The following is a 17,168-nucleotide window of genomic DNA, read 5'->3' as shown; positions in this document are numbered from 1 at the left end:
GCCGCGGGGCGGGGTGGCGTGGGAAGACACGGGTGTCCTTGGGGTCGTCGCGTGCGGTGAGGGGACGTCGCCTGCCACCCGACGTCGCGCACCAGTGTAGTGCGGCGTTCGAAACTCGCGGGTCCGGTGCCGCTCGGAGCACAATGTGGAGCATGAGCGAAACCACACGCAACCAACCGCCCGTCGCCATGACCGTCGCGGGCTCCGAGGCCACCGGCGGCGCTGGCGCCCTGGCCGACATCAAGACCTTCACGTCCCTGGGGGTCTTCGGCTCCCTCGCGCTGACGTGCATCGTCGCGTTCGACCCCGAGAACGAGTGGGGCCACCGCGTGACCCCCGTGGACCAGCAGACCCTGGCGAACCAGCTGCAGACCATCACCGCGGCCTACGACCTGGACGCCGTGAAGATCGGGATGCTCGGCCACCCGGACACCATCCGCACCGTGGCCACGGCCATGAAGGAGCTCGAGCCCCGCCATCTGGTGCTGGATCCCGTGCTGATCTGCAAGGGCCAGGAGCCGGGTGCCGCGCTGGACACGGACCAGGCGCTGAAGGCGGAGGTGCTGCCGCTGGCCACGTTCGTGACCCCCAACCACTTCGAGTCCCTGTCCCTGTCCGGGATGGAGTCCATCGACTCGGTGGAGGACCTCAAGGAGGCCGCCAAGCGCATCCACGACTCCTCCGGCGCGGCCGTGCTCGCCAAGGGTGGCGTGCGACTGGCCGGGGCGGAGGCCGTGGACGTGTTCTACGACGGCTCCACGCTCGAGGTCCTCACCGAGCCCAAGGTGGGCGAGGTGCCCGTGTCCGGCGCGGGCTGCTCGCTCGCGGCGGCCGTCACGGCGGAGCTCGCCAAGGGGGCCACCCCGCTCGACGCCGCCCGCACCGCCAAGAGCTTCGTCACCGCTGGCATCCGGCACCGCTTGGGATCGCACCTGCCGTTCGACTCCCTGTGGCAGGGCGGATACGCCGCTGAGGCGTAGCCGGACAGCGCCACCGAGGTTCCTGGGAGCCTTCGGGGAATGCCCTGTTCTGCGGGGCATTCCCCGATCTCATGGGGTGGAATGGACATCGAACCCGCACGAGTGGTCAGCGAGACCCGATTTTGCTGACAGAACAAGGTAAGGTGTCGTCATGCCCCGCATCACAGCTCCCAGCAACGCCGCTCAGCGCAAGCGGACCCAGCGCGCCATCCTCGACGCGTTCGGCGAGCTGCTGTACAGCAACGGGCTCACGGACCTGACGATGACCCGCGTGGCCAAGACCGCCGGTGTGGGCCGCACCGCGGTCTACAACTACTTCGCAGACATGGGTGAGCTGCTCGTGGCCTACGCCCTGGACAAGACCGAGCGCTTCGTCGCGGACCTCAACCGGGATCTCTCGGCCACCGAGAACCCCGTGGACCAGCTGGGCGTCTACATCCAGCACCAGATCGAGGACCTCAGCCGCCGCCACCTGCCCCCCGGCCAGGCCATGCGCACCGTGCTCTCCCCCGAGGACTTCGCCAAGCTCGGCGAGCACGTGCAGAAACTGCAGGGCGTGCTCGCGGGAATCCTGCGGCGCGCCATGGACGAGGGCTACCTGCCCGAGGGGGACACCCACGAGCTGTCCCAGCTGGTGCACGGCTCCCTGACCTCCACCGCGGACCGCACCACCTCCGTGGAGAGCTCTCGAGCCCAGCAGGAGCGCACGATGGCCACGGTCCGCTTCATCCAGCGCGGCCTGGGCGCCCAGTTCGACGCCCAGATGCACCCCGTGCGGCTGCCCCAGCAGCCCCCGCGGCTGAGCGCGGTGTCCTGATCCCTGGCCCCCACGAGAGGCCCCCGCACCACACCGGTGCGGGGGCCTCTCCCGTTGGCGCTCCTCCCGGGACTCGTTCTGGCGCCCGGTGAACCGCCCCGCCGCCACCTTTCGACGCAGGTGCTTGCGCCTCGTGGCGGGCCCGGCACCTCACGCTCGACACGCACCGAAACTTCACACTGCGGTCATGACCTGGACCGATGCAGCTCCTACTCTCGTGCGCACCAGTTCCGACACAGGGAGCAGTCATGAAGAACTCACTCACCGCCCTGGCAGCCACCTGCCTCGTTCTCCCCCTCGCGTGCGCCACCCCCGCGCTCGCCTCCCCCGCCGTGCCGGCGTCCGCCACGGCGGCGACCTCCGGGGCGGCGACCTCCGGGGCCGCGGCGGCGACAGCGGCGGCGTCGTCCGCGAACGGCCAGCAGGGGCAGAAGGCCCAGCAGGGGAACTCGCCGCTGCGCGTGGCCACGTACAACGCGTCCCTGAACCGCGGCGCGGAGGGGCAGCTGCTCCGTGATCTCAGCACGCCGGACAACGAGCAGGCCCAGAACATCGCGGAGGTCATCCAGATCAACGCGCCGGACGTGGTGCTGGTCAACGAGTTCGACTACGTGTCGGACGGAAGGGCCGCCGAGGCGTTCCGTGACAACTACCTGTCCGTGAGCCAGAACGGCAAGGCGCCCCAGGACTACCCGTACTACTACACGGCCCCCGTGAACACGGGGGTGCCCTCCGGAATGGACCTGGACCAGAACGGCTCCGTGGGCGGGCCCGGTGACGCGTGGGGCTTCGGCCAGTTCCCCGGGCAGTACGGCATGGTCGTCTACTCCAAGTACCCGATCGACCGGGACCAGGTGCGCACGTTCCAGAACTTCCGCTGGCAGGACATGCCCGGCAACGAGATGCCCACGTCCTACTTCACCCCGGAGCAGCAGCAGAAGCTGCGGCTGTCCTCCAAGTCCCACTGGGACGTCCCCGTGCGGGTGGGGCACCAGACCGTCCACGTGCTCGCGGCCCACCCCACCCCGCCGAGCTTCGACGGCCCCGAGGACCGCAACGGCCGCCGCAACAACGACGAGATTCGCTTCTGGTCCGACTACGTGGGCTCCCCGTCCCGGTCGCGCTACATCTACGACGACGCCGGGGCGCGCGGCGGCCTCACACCCGGCGAGCGCTTCGTGGTCCTGGGCGACTACAACTCGGACCCGAACGACGGCGACTCCTACCCCGGTGCGATCGACCAGCTCCTGGACAGCTCCCGGGTCCGCGATCCGCGCCCCACCTCAGCCGGAGCTGTGCAGGCGGCCGCTCTGCAGGGTGGCGCCAACCGCACCCACGTCTCCGATCCCGCGTACGACACCGGGGACTTCTCCGACACCCCCGCCCCGGGCAACCTGCGGACGGACTACGTGCTGCCCTCCAAGAACCTCCAGGCGTGCCGGAGCGGGGTGTTCTGGCCGAAGCTCGGCGAACCCGGTTCGGAGCTCACGAGCGACCCCGCAGCGACCACCGACCACCACCTCGTGTGGGTAGACGTGAAGGTCCCCGGCAAGCACTGACCTGTTCCGGCTGGTGGCCGGGCTGCCGGGGCGGGGGCTTCCCGCAATCCGGCCACCTAGACCACCGGCCCCGTGCTCATTGCTCCCGCCCGGTGACCGTACCGGCCTGCGGGAGAACCGCGCATCGGCCACCCCGCGGAACGACGACGCCGCAGGTCACTCCCGCGGCGATCTGCGGCTCGTCCCCCGCTGCGCTTTCACGCTGGCGCGCCGTGTCCGCCGGAACGCGAGATCGTCCACCGTGGCCCTCAGCGCCAGACGTGCGCCGCGGATCCGTGAGCGCGCGGCCACCCGCAGTGCCAGCCGGTCCCGGAGGGTGAGGGGCGGAGCAGCGGCCAGCTCGGCGGCTTCCCGTTCCAGGTCCTCCGGGGCGAGGATGGTGGAGCCGCCGGACCAGGTGACCAGGCTGGGACGAGTGAGAGCGACGTCCCACCCGCACAGCTCCTGGAACGCGGGCCAGGCATCGGCCACATGCTCCAGCTTCTCGCCCGGCAAGGACCTTACGTAGTCGTCGAAGGCCCTCGCGGCCCGGCGCGTGATCGCGTACAGCCCCGCGCAGTCCCCGTGGCCCGCATACCGGCCGACGCGGTAGAGCCGCCGTTTCCCGCGCAGCACCCGTGAGAGCCAGGACACCTGGGACATGGCCGTGATCCGACGCCGCACCACGGTGCGCCGGTGCCGGGTCCACCCATCACCGAGCACCACGACGTCGTGCCCCAGGGGGGACTGGAGAAGGGTGCGCCCCACACGCGCGAAGTCCTCGGTGAACCTGGCATCGTCCTCCGCAACGAGCAGGACATCCGAGTCCGCACCAGCCTCGGCGGCGAAGTCCCGGATCACCCGGGCGTGGCTGATGGCGCAGCCGATCTCCGCTGGAACCGGGGCGCGCCCGTAGTGCTCGGCGAACCGCGCCGCGTCGAAGTACGGGGTCCAGTCCTGGGTGGCGCCGTGGAACGCCTCCGCCACCTCGAACACGCCGGCCAGCGGCTGCGCGAAGAAGCCCCGCCTGCGGCCGCTGCCGGGCAGGCTGACCACCGCCGCGCGGGCCACGGGAAGAGCTGAATCCACCATGCGCGAAGAATACCCGTGCGTCAGGGGCCGAGCGGGTGCTCCCCCAGTGCCCCCGGTCGTGCGCGGCAGCCCGTCCCTGGGAACCAGGGAACCAGGGAGCCAGGGAGCCAGGGAGCCAGGGAGCCAGGGAGCCAGGGAGCCAGGGAGCCAGGGAGCCAGGGAGCCAGGGAGCAGCGTGATGCACCTCACGGAGAGTTCACTTTCCCGTCATGACCTGGTCTCTTGCTCTTCCTACGCTCGCTGGCAGCAGTGCTGGACCGAAAGAACCGGTCGCCCCCTCTCGATCGTTCACCCCGTCGGCACCACTTCCACAGCCCATGCCCAGGAGATCACCGTGCAGACACCCCACTCCGCCACCCCCGCCAGCGCCGTGCGCCGTGGCGCGCTGGCCATCTCGCTCAGCGCCGCGCTGCTCACCACGGGACTCGGTGCCGCCCCCGCCTTGGCCGCGCCGAGCACCACGAGCATTGCCGCCATCCAGGGGACCGGTGAGAGCACTCCCCTGGCGGGCCAGACCGTCACCACGGAACCCGCGGTGGTCACCGCGGTGTACCCGCCAGGACCCGGGTCCCTCGGCGGATTCGTGATCCAGACGCCGGGCTCCGGAGGGACGATCACCGGGACCACGGCCTCCACCGGGCTGTTCGTCTACACCGGGCAGGCGCCCGTGACCGTGCAGAAGGGCGATGCCGTGCAGGTCACCGGAACCGCCGGCGAGTACAAGGGCCTCACGCAGCTCTCGGGAAACGTGAGCGTCAAGAAGGTCGTCAAGAAGGTGGCACCCGTCAAGCCGGTCACCACCGACTGGGCCTCCACCACCTCCTACCGGGAGAACCTGGAGTCCATGGTGTACCAGCCCCGGGAGAACTTCCGGGTGGCGGACACCTACGGTGTGGGTCGCTACGGGGAGCTCGGCCTCTCGGCGGGCTCGGCGCTCCCAGCCCAGCCCACCGACGTCGCCCTGCCCCGCAGCCCCGAAGCGGAGGCGCAGGCCGCGCGCAACGACGCCATCTCGGTGACCCTGGACGACGGCACCAACCGGGGCTTCGCCGCGAGCCCCCAGCAGGAGGCGCGCACCGTCCCGTACCTGGATCCCCAGAACCCCGTGGAAGTGGGCGACCGCGCGAAGATCACTGCTCCCGTGATCGTGGACTATCGGCACGACTCCTGGCGGTTCCAGCCCACGTCCGAGATCACCCGGGGCACTGAGCCCGCCCGCTTCACCACCGCCTCCGACAAGACCCCGCGCGTGGGAGGTCAGATCTCCGTGGCCTCGTTCAACGTGCTGAACTACTTCACCACCACGGGACAGCAGAAGAAGTGCAAGGGCGGCAACTACTCCACCGACGGCACCTACAACGTGGCCCAGGGCTGCGACGTCCGCGGCGCCTACGACGCGGCGGACCTCCAGCGCCAGCAGGCCAAGACCGTGGCGGCGATCAACCAGCTGGACGCCTCCGTGGTGGGTCTCATGGAGATCGAGAACTCCGCCAAGCTGGGTGAAGAACCGAACGAGGCGCTCGCCGCCCTGGTGGGCGCGCTCAACGGTGCGGCCGGCTACGAGAAGTGGGCCATCGCCCCCGTGGACGCCTCCCAGCTGCAGCCGGTGGCGGACCAGGACTTCATCACCAACGCGATCATCTACCAGCCCGCCGAGGCGAGCCTGATGGGTGAGGCCCAGGCGCTCGGCACTGAGGCGGGCGCCGGCGGGGCCTTCGAGAACGCCCGGACCCCGCTGGCGGCGTCCTTCACCGCCACGCAGGGCAAGGGTCGCGGCTCCAACGACCCGATCACCGTGGTGGTCAACCACTTCAAGTCCAAGGGCTCCGGACCCAAGAACGGCCCCAACGCGGACGCCGGGGACGGGCAGGGTGCCTGGAACGCGGCCCGGGTGGCCCAGGCCGAGGCGCTGGTGGACTGGATCCCGGAGCTCACGGACCGCGCCGGATCCGAGGACGTGGCCCTGCTGGGCGACTTCAACTCCTACACGCAGGAGGACCCCATGCAGGTCCTCTACTCGGCCGGCTTCGTCTCCGCACCCGCGGCCGCCGAGCACACCTACGTGTACGGCGGGCAGGTGGGCTCCCTGGACCACCTCCTGGTCTCGCGAAGCCTGCAGCAGCGCACCACGGGCGCGGACGTGTGGAACGTCAACTCCGGTCAGTCGCCCCTGTTGCAGTACGCCCAGTACCGCACCACCGCGCTGGACTACTACCGCCCCGACGCTGCCGCCTCCTCGGACCACGACCCGGCCATCGCCGGGTTCCGGGCGGGCCGGTAGCAGCTCGCCCAGACGACGTGCCCCTGTGGCCGCCACCTGGCGGTCGCAGGGGCACTGTCACGCCCCCGCAGTCCGCACGGTCGGGTCGTGAGGTTTTTCCATGAGCAATCATGCGTAATTTTCACTCGCGAACCCACGGTCCGCCGTGGGCGGGGCTACGATCCTGCTGTTCTGATCACCCTCGGGCGCAGGAACGGATCGGCCGGGCTGTCGATCACCGAGCACTGCAGAATCCCCAGTGCGCCCCCTCTGCAAAGGACCCACCATGGTCACCACCGCGCCCCTGCGCCGTTCCGTCGCCGCCATCATCCTCGCACTCGCCCTGGCCGCGGGTCTCTCCGTGGCCGACGCCGCGCCCGCCGAAGCCGCGAGCTCCGCCAAGCCGTGCACCGCAAGTGTCTCCGTCAAGAACCCCCGCCAGTGGACCACCACGGTGGTGAACGTGTCCCGCGTGGGCGCCAACGCCAAGGTGACCACCCGCGCGAAGTACAAGACCACAACCAACACCAAGCAGGCCAAGGCCTCCGCCCGCGGCACCGCCGCAGTGAAGTACCCGATCGCCGGGGCAACCCCGGGCCGCACGGTCTGGGTGGATGTCACCGCCGTCTCCGGCAAGACCACGTGGAAGTGCTCCACCTCGTTCACGCCTCGCCGCAAGTAGTTCCCGTCCTGGCTGCGGGGCCCGTGGCCGCCGCAGCCAGAGAGGTTTCCGGACCGGCACAGCGATTCCTCGGGTGCGCCACGTCGGCGCCGGGGCGGCATGAAAAGGCCGCAGGTCCTACCAGGACCTGCGGCTCCGAATGACATGAGCCGCGACAACGTGAACGTTGTCGCGGCTCATGTCTGCTGCGGAGGATGGGGGATTTGAACCCCCGAGGGCGTTAACCCAACACGCGTTCCAGGCGTGCGCCATAGGCCGCTAGGCGAATCCTCCAGGCACGCACGTGTTCCGCTCTCGCGGGGCACGTGCGGCAATCAGCATAGCCGAACTCCCGTCCAGCGCGCGAATCCGCACCCGCCTGGGCGTGGAGGACGCGGAGGATGGCCGGTTCGAACTCGGCGCGCGCTTGGGCTAAAGTAGTGGCCAGCCCCTCGTGTGGCGCCATCTCGTAAAACTCCCCCAGGGCCGGAAGGCAGCAAGGGTATACGGGCTCTGACGGGTGCACGGGGGGTCTTCACGTTCCTGGCTCCCCATGCGTGCGCGCCCCCTGAGGGCGTCTGCGACCCCCGCTAGAGTCTTGTCTGTGACTACCGCCCTGTACCGCCGCTACCGCCCGGAGACCTTCGAGGATGTCATCGGTCAGGAGCATGTGACCGAGCCGCTGATGACCGCGCTGCGCAAGAACAGGGTCAACCACGCCTACCTCTTCTCCGGACCCCGGGGCTGTGGCAAGACCACGTCCGCCCGCATCCTCGCCCGCTGCCTGAACTGCGCCGAGGGGCCCACGGCCACCCCGTGCGGACGGTGCGAGTCCTGCCAGGACCTGGCCCGGGACGGTGCCGGCTCGCTGGACGTCATCGAGATGGACGCCGCCTCCCACGGCGGCGTGGACCACGCGCGTGACCTCCGGGAGCGCGCCACCTTCGCACCCGTACGGGACCGCTACAAGATCTTCATCATCGACGAGGCCCACATGGTCACGCGCGAGGGCTTCAACGCGCTGCTGAAGATCGTGGAGGAGCCGCCGGAGCACGTGAAGTTCATCTTCGCCACCACGGAACCCTCCAAGGTGCTCACCACCATCCGCTCCCGCACGCACCACTACCCCTTCCGGCTGGTGCCGCCCGAGCCCCTCATGCGCTACCTCGAGCAGCTGTGCCAGGAGGAGGGCGTCACCACCGAACCCGGTGTGCTCTCCCTGGTGGTGCGCGCCGGCGGCGGGTCCGTGCGCGACTCGCTGTCCGTCCTGGACCAGCTCATGGCGGGCTCGGACGAGCGCGGGCTCACCTACGACCTCGCGGTCGCCCTGCTCGGCTACACCCACGCGGCTCTGCTGGACGACGTCGTGGACGCCTTCGCCGCCGGGGACGCCGCCACGGTGTTCTCCTCCGTGGACCGCGTGATCCAGACCGGGCAGGACCCCCGCCGGTTCGTGGAGGACCTGCTGGAACGTTTCCGTGACCTCGTGGTGGTCAACGCCGTCCCGGATTCTGCCGCCAACATCCTGCACGGGATGCCCACGGACCAGATCAACCGCCTGCGCAACCAGGCCACCCAGCTGGGCGCCGCAGAACTCTCCCGCTCCGCGGACATCACCAACGAGGCGCTCAACGAGATGACGGGGGCCACCTCCCCGCAGCTGCACCTGGAGCTGCTGTGCGCCCGCATCCTGCTGCCCTCCGCGGACGACACCACCCGCGGCATCACCTCCCGCGTGGACCGGCTGGAGCGGCGCCTCAGCATCCCGCGGGGCGCCGGGATCCGGCAGGGCGGCCAAGAGGTGCCCGCTGCGTCGGGAACGGTGGAACAGAGCGACGCGCCCGCAGCTCACGTACCCGGTGCTCCCGAGATCGCACCCGTGGCCCCCGACGCGTCGTCGGACCCCGACTCTTCTACGGCTCCCGCCCGTGAGCCCTCGGACCCGACGCCGTCCGGGCCCGTCCGGCAGGACGGCTCGGAACCGGGCCGCTCCGCCATGACCACACCGGACATCGCCGAGCCCTCGATCCCCGAGGACGAGGCGGAGGATCCGCAGGGCAGCGAGCACCCCGCCGCCGGTGACCCGGTCCCGGAAGAGGCTCGCGGTCCCCAGGGAAGTCACCCGCCCGCAGACGGGACCACGTCCGACCCCGAAGCCGCAGCACAGAACAACGCGTCCGACCGGCCCCGTTCCGAGCGCGAACGCGGTGGATCCGCCACGGGTCGTCCCGCCGGTCGAGACACCGCAGCAGCACCGGGACAGCAGGCTGCTGGTTCTCAGCACGCCGAGCACTCCGGCGGGAGCGACTCCGGCGGGGGCGACGCCGCCGCCAGTGACGTCACGAGCGGCGAGCTGGAGCTGCTGCGCTCCTCCTGGCCGGAGATCGTGTCCGCGCTGGCGGAGATCCGGCGTGTGGCCTGGGCCATCACGGTGCGCGGCACCCCCATCGCCTACGAGAACTCCACGCTGCGCATCGCCTTCGAGGGTGACGGCGACATCATGAACTTCCCCCGCTTCGAGGCGGACGTCCGCGCTGCCATCCAGAACGTGGTGGGTCTGGAGTGCGGGGTCGAGGCTGTGCGTCCCGGGGACACGAGGGGCCAGGGCGGCGGCGCAGACGGACCGTCCGCCGGCCCCGGGAAGGGCCCTGGCGGGCGAGGTCCAGCACCTCGCGCCCCTCGCGGTCCTTCTGCCACGGACCCGTCGTCCTCCCAGGAGCAGCCGGACTACTTCCGGGAGCCGGAGGGCTTCGGAGTCAACCGACGGCGGCAGGCACCGTCCTCCGATGAAGCGGGCCCCGGGTTCCCGCAGGGATCGTCCGCGCCACCGTCCCGGGAAGGGCCCGGTGGGCAGCCAGCCCCACAGGAGGCGCAGCCGCGCGGGTCGCGCGGCTCCGACACCGCACCACCGGAGGACGACGAACCGGTCACCTCGTGGTCCGTGGCCGCAATCCCCCAGCCGGGCACCGAGTCCGGAGAGAGCCGAACGAGCTCCGAACCTCAGAGCACCCAGGCACCCCGGGAGGCCGAACCCACAGACACCGCGTCTTCCTCGGCGCCGCCGGTCGACTCGTCGTCCGGAGCAGCCGAGGATCCCGGCACCGCCACAAGCCCCGATCCCCGGCCCGGAAACCCGGCACCGGACGGCTCCGGCTCCCCCACCGGTGAGCCCCTCGCCCGTGACGGTCGTGGGCGCCGCGCACCGGGCGCCGCGGCCATGGACGGGACCCAGAGAAGCGAGCAGGCAACCGGTTCCAAGATCGGCGCGGTGGGGTCCGCTCACGTCCCCGACCCTCGGGACGGCGGCTCCGCCGAGGGACCCCAGGACGACGACGCACTGCGTCCCAGCCCTCACGGTGGGGGTCGGCAGGACCACGGCCCGTCGACCGCCCCGGCTCACCGCCCCTCCGCCGACCGCGGTCCCGAGTACTGGAGCCCCGAAGAACCGCCCCCTCCACTGGAGGACGAACCCCCGGCGGACATGTACGACGAGCCGAGCCCGTCGGCGTCGCCGGCCTCTGCCCCTGCCGCGCCCTCCGACGCCGCGGAGAGCTCCCTGGGCAGCACGGGCGGCCCGGGAACCCCGCGTCGCGGCTGGCGCGAGCGCCACGCGGCAGCCATCGCGGCGGCCAGCAGAGGATCCGCGAACATCGCGCCGCCCAGCACCCGCAGCCCCGGCGTGGACGAGGAGAACTTCGTCCCGGGCGCGGACGACGAATCCCTGGAGGACTCGTCCCTGTACGGGAAGGCCGCGATCGAACGCATCCTGGGGGGGATGCTCATCGACGAGCGGGCGCACGACGCGAGCCAGTGACCCGGCGCGCCGCGACGGCCCGCCCGGCACGACAGGACGCCACAGCGTGCCGCGCACCGAGCCGCAGGGCCGCGTAGCCGCCCTCCCGCGACACTGCCCCACCGCGACACCGCACCACCGTGCGGTGACCCGCCGGCCCGCGGCTCCGGCCACCACCATCTTCCCGAAGGAGCACCGTGTACGAAGGACCGGTCCAAGACCTCATCGACGAGCTGGGGCGCCTGCCCGGCGTGGGCCCCAAGTCCGCGCAGCGCATCGCGTTCCACCTGCTGGACGCGGACAAGGACGAGGTCCAGCAGCTCGTGGACGCCATCTCCACGGTGAAGACCTCCGTGTCCTTCTGCGTGATCTGCGGCAACGTGACCGAGCAGGAGGAGTGCGCCATCTGCCGGGACGCCCGCCGGGACCGCAGTGTGATCTGCGTGGTGGAGGAGTCCAAGGACGTGATGGCCATTGAGCGCACCCGCAGCTACCGCGGGCTCTACCACGTGCTGGGCGGCGCCATCTCCCCGCTGCAGGGAGTGGGCCCGGACCAGCTGCGCATCCGGGAGCTGATGACCCGGCTGTCGGACGAGACGGTGCAGGAGATCGTCCTGGCCACGGATCCCAACCTCGAGGGCGAGGCCACGGCCACGTACCTGTCCCGGCTGCTGAAGACCCTGGGCATCCGGGTCACCAGGCTGGCCTCCGGGCTGCCGGTGGGCGGTGACCTGGAGTACGCGGACGAGGTCACACTGGGCCGCGCGTTCGAGGGCCGCACGGTGGTCTCGGAGGCCACGTAGGGCAACGCGCTGGCCCGCCGGACGGTGCGCCTGCCTGCCCGGAACCGCCCCGTGATCCCGTGATCGGCTGTCCCCCGAACCAGTAGCATGGAGCAGAATCCCCGAGACCGCCCGCCCGCACAGGGCAGGTGCCCGTCCGCGAGAGGAATGCATGAGCCTCATTGTCCAGAAGTTCGGCGGCTCGTCGGTCGCCGATGCCGACGGCGTCCGCAGGGTCGCCCGGCGAGTGGCCGAGACCCGCAACGCCGGCAACCAGGTGGTCGTGGTCGTCTCCGCCATGGGCGACACCACCGACGACCTCCTGGACCTCGCCAACGAGGTGGCCCGCAAGCCACCCGCCCGCGAGCTGGACATGCTGTTGACCTCGGGTGAGCGGATCTCCATGGCGCTGCTGGCCATGGCCATCTCGGACCTCGGCGTCCCGGCGCAGTCCTTCACGGGCTCCCAGGCGGGCATGATCACGGACGGCGCCCACGGTGCGGCCAAGCTCGTGGAGGTCAGCCCGCTGCGGGTTCAGGAGGCGCTGAACAACGACAACGTGGCGATCATCGCCGGTTTCCAGGGCATGAACCGCTCCTCGAAGGACATCACCACGCTCGGCCGTGGCGGCTCGGACACCACCGCCGTGGCGCTGGCCGCAGCCCTGAAGGCGGACGTGTGCGAGATCTACTCGGACGTGGACGGCGTGTACTCCGCGGATCCGCGCATCGTGCCCTCGGCCCAGAAGCTGGACCGGGTCTCCTCGGAGGAGATGCTGGAACTGGCGGCGAACGGCGCCAAGATCCTGCACCTGCGCTGCGTGGAGTACGCCCGCCGCTTCAACGTCCCGCTGCACGTCCGCTCGTCCTTCACCCACAACGAGGGCACCTGGGTCCTGCCCAGCCCCGACGAGATCCTCACTCCCCAGAAGGAGATCCCCTTGGAACAGCCGCTGATCGCCGGTATCGCTCATGATCGCAGCCAGGCCAAGATCACGATCGTGGGCGCGCCGGACCATCCGGGCATCGCCTCACGGATCTTCCGCCTGCTCGCGGACTCCGAGGTGTACGTGGACATGATCGTGCAGAACGTCTCCACGGGCGAGCACCCCCTCACGGACGTGTCCTTCACCCTGGACGAGTCCCAGGGCACGCTGGCCATGAACCTGCTGCGCGCCGCCGAGGAGAAGATCGGCTACACCCGCCTGGACTACAACAGCGAGGTGGGCAAACTGTCGCTGGTGGGTGCGGGCATGAAGACGAACACGGGCGTGGCCTTCCAGTTCTTCCAGGCGCTCGCGGACGCGAACATCAACGTAGACATGATCTCCACGTCCGAGGTCCGCATCTCCATCGTCACCGCCGTCGACAAGCTCGACGAGGCCGTGCGCGCCGTCCACACCGCCTTCGGCCTGGACTCGAGCGAAGAGGCCACCGTCTACGGGGGCACGGGGCGCTGACCCCGGCGCACCTGCCATGACCACACGCCCCACGCCTGCCGAGGACCCGCTGGCCCTGTCCAGCCAGCTGTGCTTCTCCCTGTCCGTGGCCTCGCGCATGGTGGTGCACAGCTACCGCCCGGTCCTGGAACCGCTGGGACTGACCCACCCGCAGTACCTGGTGATGCTGGCCCTGTGGGACCGCCACCCGCGCACGGTCAAGGACCTGGGCGAGAACCTCATGCAGGACTCGGCCACGCTGTCACCGCTGCTCAAGCGCCTGGAGGCCCGCGGGCTCATCACCCGGGAGCGGGATCCGGGCAACGAGCGCGCGCTCGCCGTGACCGTCACACCCGAGGGTGCTGCGCTGCGGGAACGGGCCGTGCAGGTCCCGGAGGAGATGATGCGCCGGCTGCGGGTCACCGCGGAACAGGTGCAGCGGCTCAACGAGGAGATGCACCTGCTGATCGCCACCGCACAGGAGAACGCACAGGAGAACGAGGAGGACGGCACCCGTGCGTGAGGTCCTCAGCCGGGAGGAGTGGACCCGGAGGGAACGGGCCCACCAGGACCGGGTCTCCCGCTGGACGGAGCCGTTCCTGGAGCGCCGTTCCCGCGGGGAGAAGCACCCCGTGGAGGACTTCCTCTTCACCTACTACACGCTGTCCCCCGCGCAGTTCACCCGCTGGCACCCGGGCCCCGGCGTCGTCCTGCTGGACGCCCCGGAGCGCGCGGACTGGAAGTTCTACCGACCGGCAACCGTGGCGGAGCTCGCGGTGCCGGGCGCGTGGGAGGCCGCGAGCGGCGTCGTCGTGGATGCAGACGCTTTCCTGGCCAAGCGGGAAACCGCGGTGAAGTTCACGCGCGAGATCCTGGCGAACACCGCGGCCAAGTCCGGCACGTTCGACTGCTTCGGGCTGCACGAGTGGGCCATGGCGTACCGCGCGGAGGAGAACGGCTTGCGCCATGAGAACGCGGGGCTCCGGCTGGGCGCGAGCGGCACCGATGCCGTGGTGGAGGGCCACCGGATCCGGTGCTCGCACTTCGACGCGTTCCGCTTCTTCCAGCCGCAGGCCGTGGAGCGCAACGAGCTGCAGCCCACGCGCGAGGCCCAGCGCACCATGGAGCAGCCGGGGTGCCTGCACGCGAGCATGGACCTCTACAAGTGGGCGTACAAGCTGCTGCCCGCGGTGGACTCGGAGCTGCTTGCGGACTGCTTCGAGCTCGCGTGGGACGTGCGCGTCACGGACATGGAGGCCTCCCCCTACGACCTCGCGGACTGGGGCTACGAGCCCGTGCGGATCGAGACCCCCGAGGGCAAGGCCGAGTACGTGCGGCGGCAGCGCGCGTTCGCCGCACGCGGCACGGAGCTGCGGCACCGCCTGGTCTCCGCCACGGACCGCATCCTGGCCGCCGCCGCGTGAGCTGGCAGCAGGTTCCCGACGCCGCCGCGGTCGCCCGCGCGCTCGCCGCACCGTCCAGCGCGGTCCCGGTGCGCGTGGGGGACGCCGCCCTGGTCCTGACACGGGACGCGGCCGGAACCCTGCGGGCCCTGTCGAACGAGTGCCCGCACCAGGGCGCCATCGTGTGCCGCTCGGCGGAGCAGAGCGCCGATGCGCTGGAGTGCCCCAACCACTACTGGGTCTTCGACCTCGCGGGCGCGTTCCAGGGCTCCCGACTGGTCCTGGACATGGGCCGCACCGCACCCCCGGACCCGGCCAAGAACCTGCCGGAGGTCCCGTGCCGGGAGGTGGCCGGTCTCGTCGAGGTGGACGTGTGAGTCCCTGCCCGGTTCAGTCCCGCGCCACGTACCGGTGCTCCGGGCGGCCCCTGCTGCCGTAGCGCAGCTCCAGCTGCACCGTGCCCCGCTGCACCATCTGGGACAGGTAGCGCTGGGCGGTGGCCCGCGAGATCCCCACGGCGCGGGCCACGTCCATCACGGTGACCTCCCCGCCATCGACCACGGCGTCCGCGACCGCGGACTCGGTGGCCGACGCCGCGGTGCCGGCCGGGGCGTCGTCGGCGCCGGTCATGGCACGCCGGGCGCGGTCGATCGCGGACTGGGACAGGGGCCCGGGGGCGTCGAGCTGGCGGCGGTACCGCGCGTAGGCCCGCAGCTTGGCCATGAGCACCTCCGGCTCGAACGGCTTGAGCAGGTACGCGAGCGCGCCGCGGCGGAACGCCGTGGCCACGGTGGCCCGCTCGGAGGCCGCGGAGAGCACGAACGCGTCCACGTCCACGGCCCGCAGCACGTCCAGCCCGGAGCCCTGGGGAAAGTAGACGTCCACGAGGACGAGGTCCGGGGCGTGCTGCTCGACCGCCGCGGCCACGGCCCGCAGGTCGTGCACCGGGGGCAGCGCCTCGAAACCCGGCACGGAGTTCACGTAGCCCACGTGCAGGGCCGCCACGTGGAAGTCGTCGTCGATGATCAGGACTCTGAGGTCGCTCACGGGTTCTCCTCCGCGGTCGGGAAGGTGGGTGGGGTGCCGGCCAGCACCCCGGGCAGCCTGGCGGCGAACACGGCGCCGAGCCCGTCAGCCCCGCCACCCGGATCCGCGAGCCACACGTCCCCGCCCATGGTGCGGGCGAGCCGCCGGGACAGGCTGAGCCCCACCCCGTGGCCGTGCACCCCGGCCTCGGCGCCCGCGCGCGTGCTGACCCCGGAGGCGAAGATGTCCAGACCGGGCGCCACCCCGGCCCCGGAGTCGGCCACCGCGAGGTGCAGCGTGGAGCCCTCGCTGAGCAGGTCCACCTCCACCCAGCGCTCGTCCGGCTCCGCCGGTGCCGCGTCGATCACGGCGGCCACGGCGTTGTCCACGAGGTTGCCGAGGATCGCGGTGACGTCCTGGGCCTCCACGAGCTGGCCCGCCAGGGCGGTCTCGAGCCCCACCCGCAGCTGCACCCCGCGCTCGTGGGCCTGCACGCCCTTGGCGCCGATGAACGCCCGCAGGAACGGTTCCTCCACCGCGGTGATGTTCTCCACCGGGTCCCGCACGGGCCCGGAGGCCATGATCTCGGCCATGTAGTCCCGCGCGTACTCGTGCTCCCCGTTGCCCAGCAGCCCGGAGATGGTGTGCAGCCGGTTGGCGAACTCGTGGCGCTGCGCCCGCAGGGCGTCGGTCATCGCCTGCATGGCGGTGAGCCGGCTGCGCAGGTCCTCCATGGCCGTGAGGTCCCGCAGCAGGACCACCTGGCCCAGGTCCACCCCGTCCCGGTGCACGCTCTGCACCTGCGCCCGGATCGTGCGACGGGAGGTGTCCAGGCGCACCACCACCTCACCGGACCCGCTCCCGGAGCGCTGCCGCGTGATCGCGTCCGTCAGGGCGGCGTCGACCCCCGCCTCGGTGTAGGGACGGCCGACGACGTCCGCGGCCTCCGCGCGCCGCGGCAGCTCGAGCATCACCCGGGCGGCCTTGTTGCGGATGCTGATCCGCCCGTCCGGGCCGATGCCGATCACCCCATCCTCCACCCCGTAGAGCACGGCCTCCTGGTCCCGGACGAGCTGCGCCATCTCCTCGGGCTCCAGCCCCAGGGTGGTGCGCCGCAGCCAGCGCACCAGCAGGGCGGCGGCCCCCGCGGCGAGCGCGACGGCCAGCACCGCGATCACGAGGATGGAGGCGATCGCCCGCTGCAGCTGACCCGTGACGGCCGCGACGGGGACCCCCACGCTGACCTCCCCCACCACACGGTCCCCCTGGCGCACGGGCACCTTGGCGCGCACCGAGTCCCCCAGGGTGCCGGCGTCCCGGGACACGGACTCGTGGCCGCCCAGGGCGTCGGGGGCGGTGCTGACCTTCTGACCGAGGG

Annotated in this window: 14 protein-coding genes, 1 tRNA gene and 1 other RNA gene; 12 read left to right on the top strand and 4 right to left on the bottom strand. The window is 71.4% G+C overall.

Going from position 1 to position 17,168, the window contains the following annotated elements; genetic code table 11:
- The first annotated feature begins 152 nt into the window (after positions 1–152).
- From D9R02_RS08365 to D9R02_RS08355, 3 genes are all read left to right on the top strand, one after another.
- Positions 153–980, top strand: a complete 828-nt coding sequence (locus D9R02_RS08365) for a hydroxymethylpyrimidine/phosphomethylpyrimidine kinase (protein ID WP_070637566.1) — start codon at positions 153–155, stop codon at positions 978–980.
- A 151-nt stretch (positions 981–1,131) separates the two neighbouring features.
- Entirely contained in the window at positions 1,132–1,797 is a 666-nt protein-coding gene (locus tag D9R02_RS08360) for a TetR/AcrR family transcriptional regulator (protein ID WP_121566726.1), read from the top strand.
- A 248-nt stretch (positions 1,798–2,045) separates the two neighbouring features.
- A complete protein-coding gene (locus D9R02_RS08355) occupies positions 2,046–3,356 on the top strand; it encodes an endonuclease/exonuclease/phosphatase family protein (RefSeq protein ID WP_121566725.1) in 1,311 nt (436 codons plus the stop codon).
- A gap of 156 nt (positions 3,357–3,512) precedes the next feature.
- On the opposite strand, the gene D9R02_RS08350 is transcribed toward D9R02_RS08355, so the two are convergent.
- Positions 3,513–4,427, bottom strand: a complete 915-nt coding sequence (locus tag D9R02_RS08350) for a glycosyltransferase family 25 protein (RefSeq protein WP_082019305.1) — start codon at positions 4,425–4,427, stop codon at positions 3,513–3,515.
- A 334-nt stretch (positions 4,428–4,761) separates the two neighbouring features.
- Between D9R02_RS08350 and D9R02_RS08345 the strand changes: the two genes are divergently transcribed.
- Both D9R02_RS08345 and D9R02_RS08340 read left to right on the top strand, forming a co-directional pair.
- Positions 4,762–6,708: an ExeM/NucH family extracellular endonuclease gene (locus D9R02_RS08345; protein ID WP_070637005.1), complete on the top strand. Its 1,947-nt coding sequence runs from the start codon at positions 4,762–4,764 to the stop codon at positions 6,706–6,708.
- 265 nt (positions 6,709–6,973) lie between these two features.
- Complete coding sequence (locus D9R02_RS08340) at positions 6,974–7,369, top strand: hypothetical protein (protein ID WP_102613954.1); 396 nt, start codon at positions 6,974–6,976, stop codon at positions 7,367–7,369.
- Between the two features lie 188 nt (positions 7,370–7,557).
- On the opposite strand, the gene D9R02_RS08335 is transcribed toward D9R02_RS08340, so the two are convergent.
- Positions 7,558–7,642, bottom strand: a tRNA-Ser gene (locus D9R02_RS08335).
- 149 nt (positions 7,643–7,791) lie between these two features.
- On the opposite strand from D9R02_RS08335, the gene ffs reads away from it, so the two are divergent.
- The 7 genes from ffs to D9R02_RS08300 all read left to right on the top strand — a co-directional run bounded on the left by ffs (position 7,792) and on the right by D9R02_RS08300 (position 15,141).
- Positions 7,792–7,888: signal recognition particle sRNA small type (gene ffs, locus D9R02_RS08330), an RNA gene on the top strand.
- Positions 7,889–7,952: 64 nt separating this feature from the next.
- Positions 7,953–11,162 carry a DNA polymerase III subunit gamma and tau gene (locus tag D9R02_RS08325; RefSeq protein WP_101888256.1) on the top strand — a complete coding sequence of 1,070 codons (3,210 nt, stop codon included), beginning with the start codon at positions 7,953–7,955 and terminating at the stop codon, positions 11,160–11,162.
- Positions 11,163–11,338: 176 nt separating this feature from the next.
- Positions 11,339–11,944 (top strand): recombination mediator RecR, encoded by a 606-nt coding sequence (gene recR, locus D9R02_RS08320; RefSeq protein ID WP_012397356.1) that lies wholly within the window; start codon positions 11,339–11,341, stop codon positions 11,942–11,944.
- Positions 11,945–12,095: 151 nt separating this feature from the next.
- A complete protein-coding gene (locus D9R02_RS08315) occupies positions 12,096–13,382 on the top strand; it encodes an aspartate kinase (protein ID WP_101888255.1) in 1,287 nt (428 codons plus the stop codon).
- A gap of 16 nt (positions 13,383–13,398) precedes the next feature.
- Complete coding sequence (locus D9R02_RS08310) at positions 13,399–13,884, top strand: MarR family winged helix-turn-helix transcriptional regulator (protein WP_101888254.1); 486 nt, start codon at positions 13,399–13,401, stop codon at positions 13,882–13,884.
- Positions 13,877–14,785 carry a 3-methyladenine DNA glycosylase gene (locus tag D9R02_RS08305; RefSeq protein WP_101888253.1) on the top strand — a complete coding sequence of 303 codons (909 nt, stop codon included), beginning with the start codon at positions 13,877–13,879 and terminating at the stop codon, positions 14,783–14,785. The genes D9R02_RS08310 and D9R02_RS08305 overlap by 8 nt, the downstream gene beginning before the upstream one ends.
- Positions 14,782–15,141, top strand: coding sequence for a Rieske 2Fe-2S domain-containing protein (locus D9R02_RS08300; RefSeq protein ID WP_101888252.1), 360 nt, complete (start codon positions 14,782–14,784; stop codon positions 15,139–15,141). Before D9R02_RS08305 ends, D9R02_RS08300 begins: the two co-directional genes overlap by 4 nt.
- Before the next feature lie 13 nt (positions 15,142–15,154).
- Here D9R02_RS08300 and D9R02_RS08295 read toward each other — a convergent pair whose 3' ends face one another.
- On the bottom strand, positions 15,155–15,811 hold the full coding sequence (locus tag D9R02_RS08295; protein ID WP_101888251.1) for a response regulator: 657 nt from the start codon (positions 15,809–15,811) through the stop codon (positions 15,155–15,157).
- The coding region (locus D9R02_RS08290; RefSeq protein WP_121566724.1) for a sensor histidine kinase at positions 15,808–17,168 on the bottom strand (1,361 nt) is incomplete at its 5' end. The genes D9R02_RS08295 and D9R02_RS08290, both read right to left, overlap by 4 nt.

The sequence above is a fragment of the Kocuria rhizophila genome, assembly GCF_003667225.1.
GTDB classification, from domain to species: domain Bacteria; phylum Actinomycetota; class Actinomycetes; order Actinomycetales; family Micrococcaceae; genus Kocuria; species Kocuria rhizophila.
This window is presented reverse-complemented; position numbering and strand designations above follow the sequence as displayed.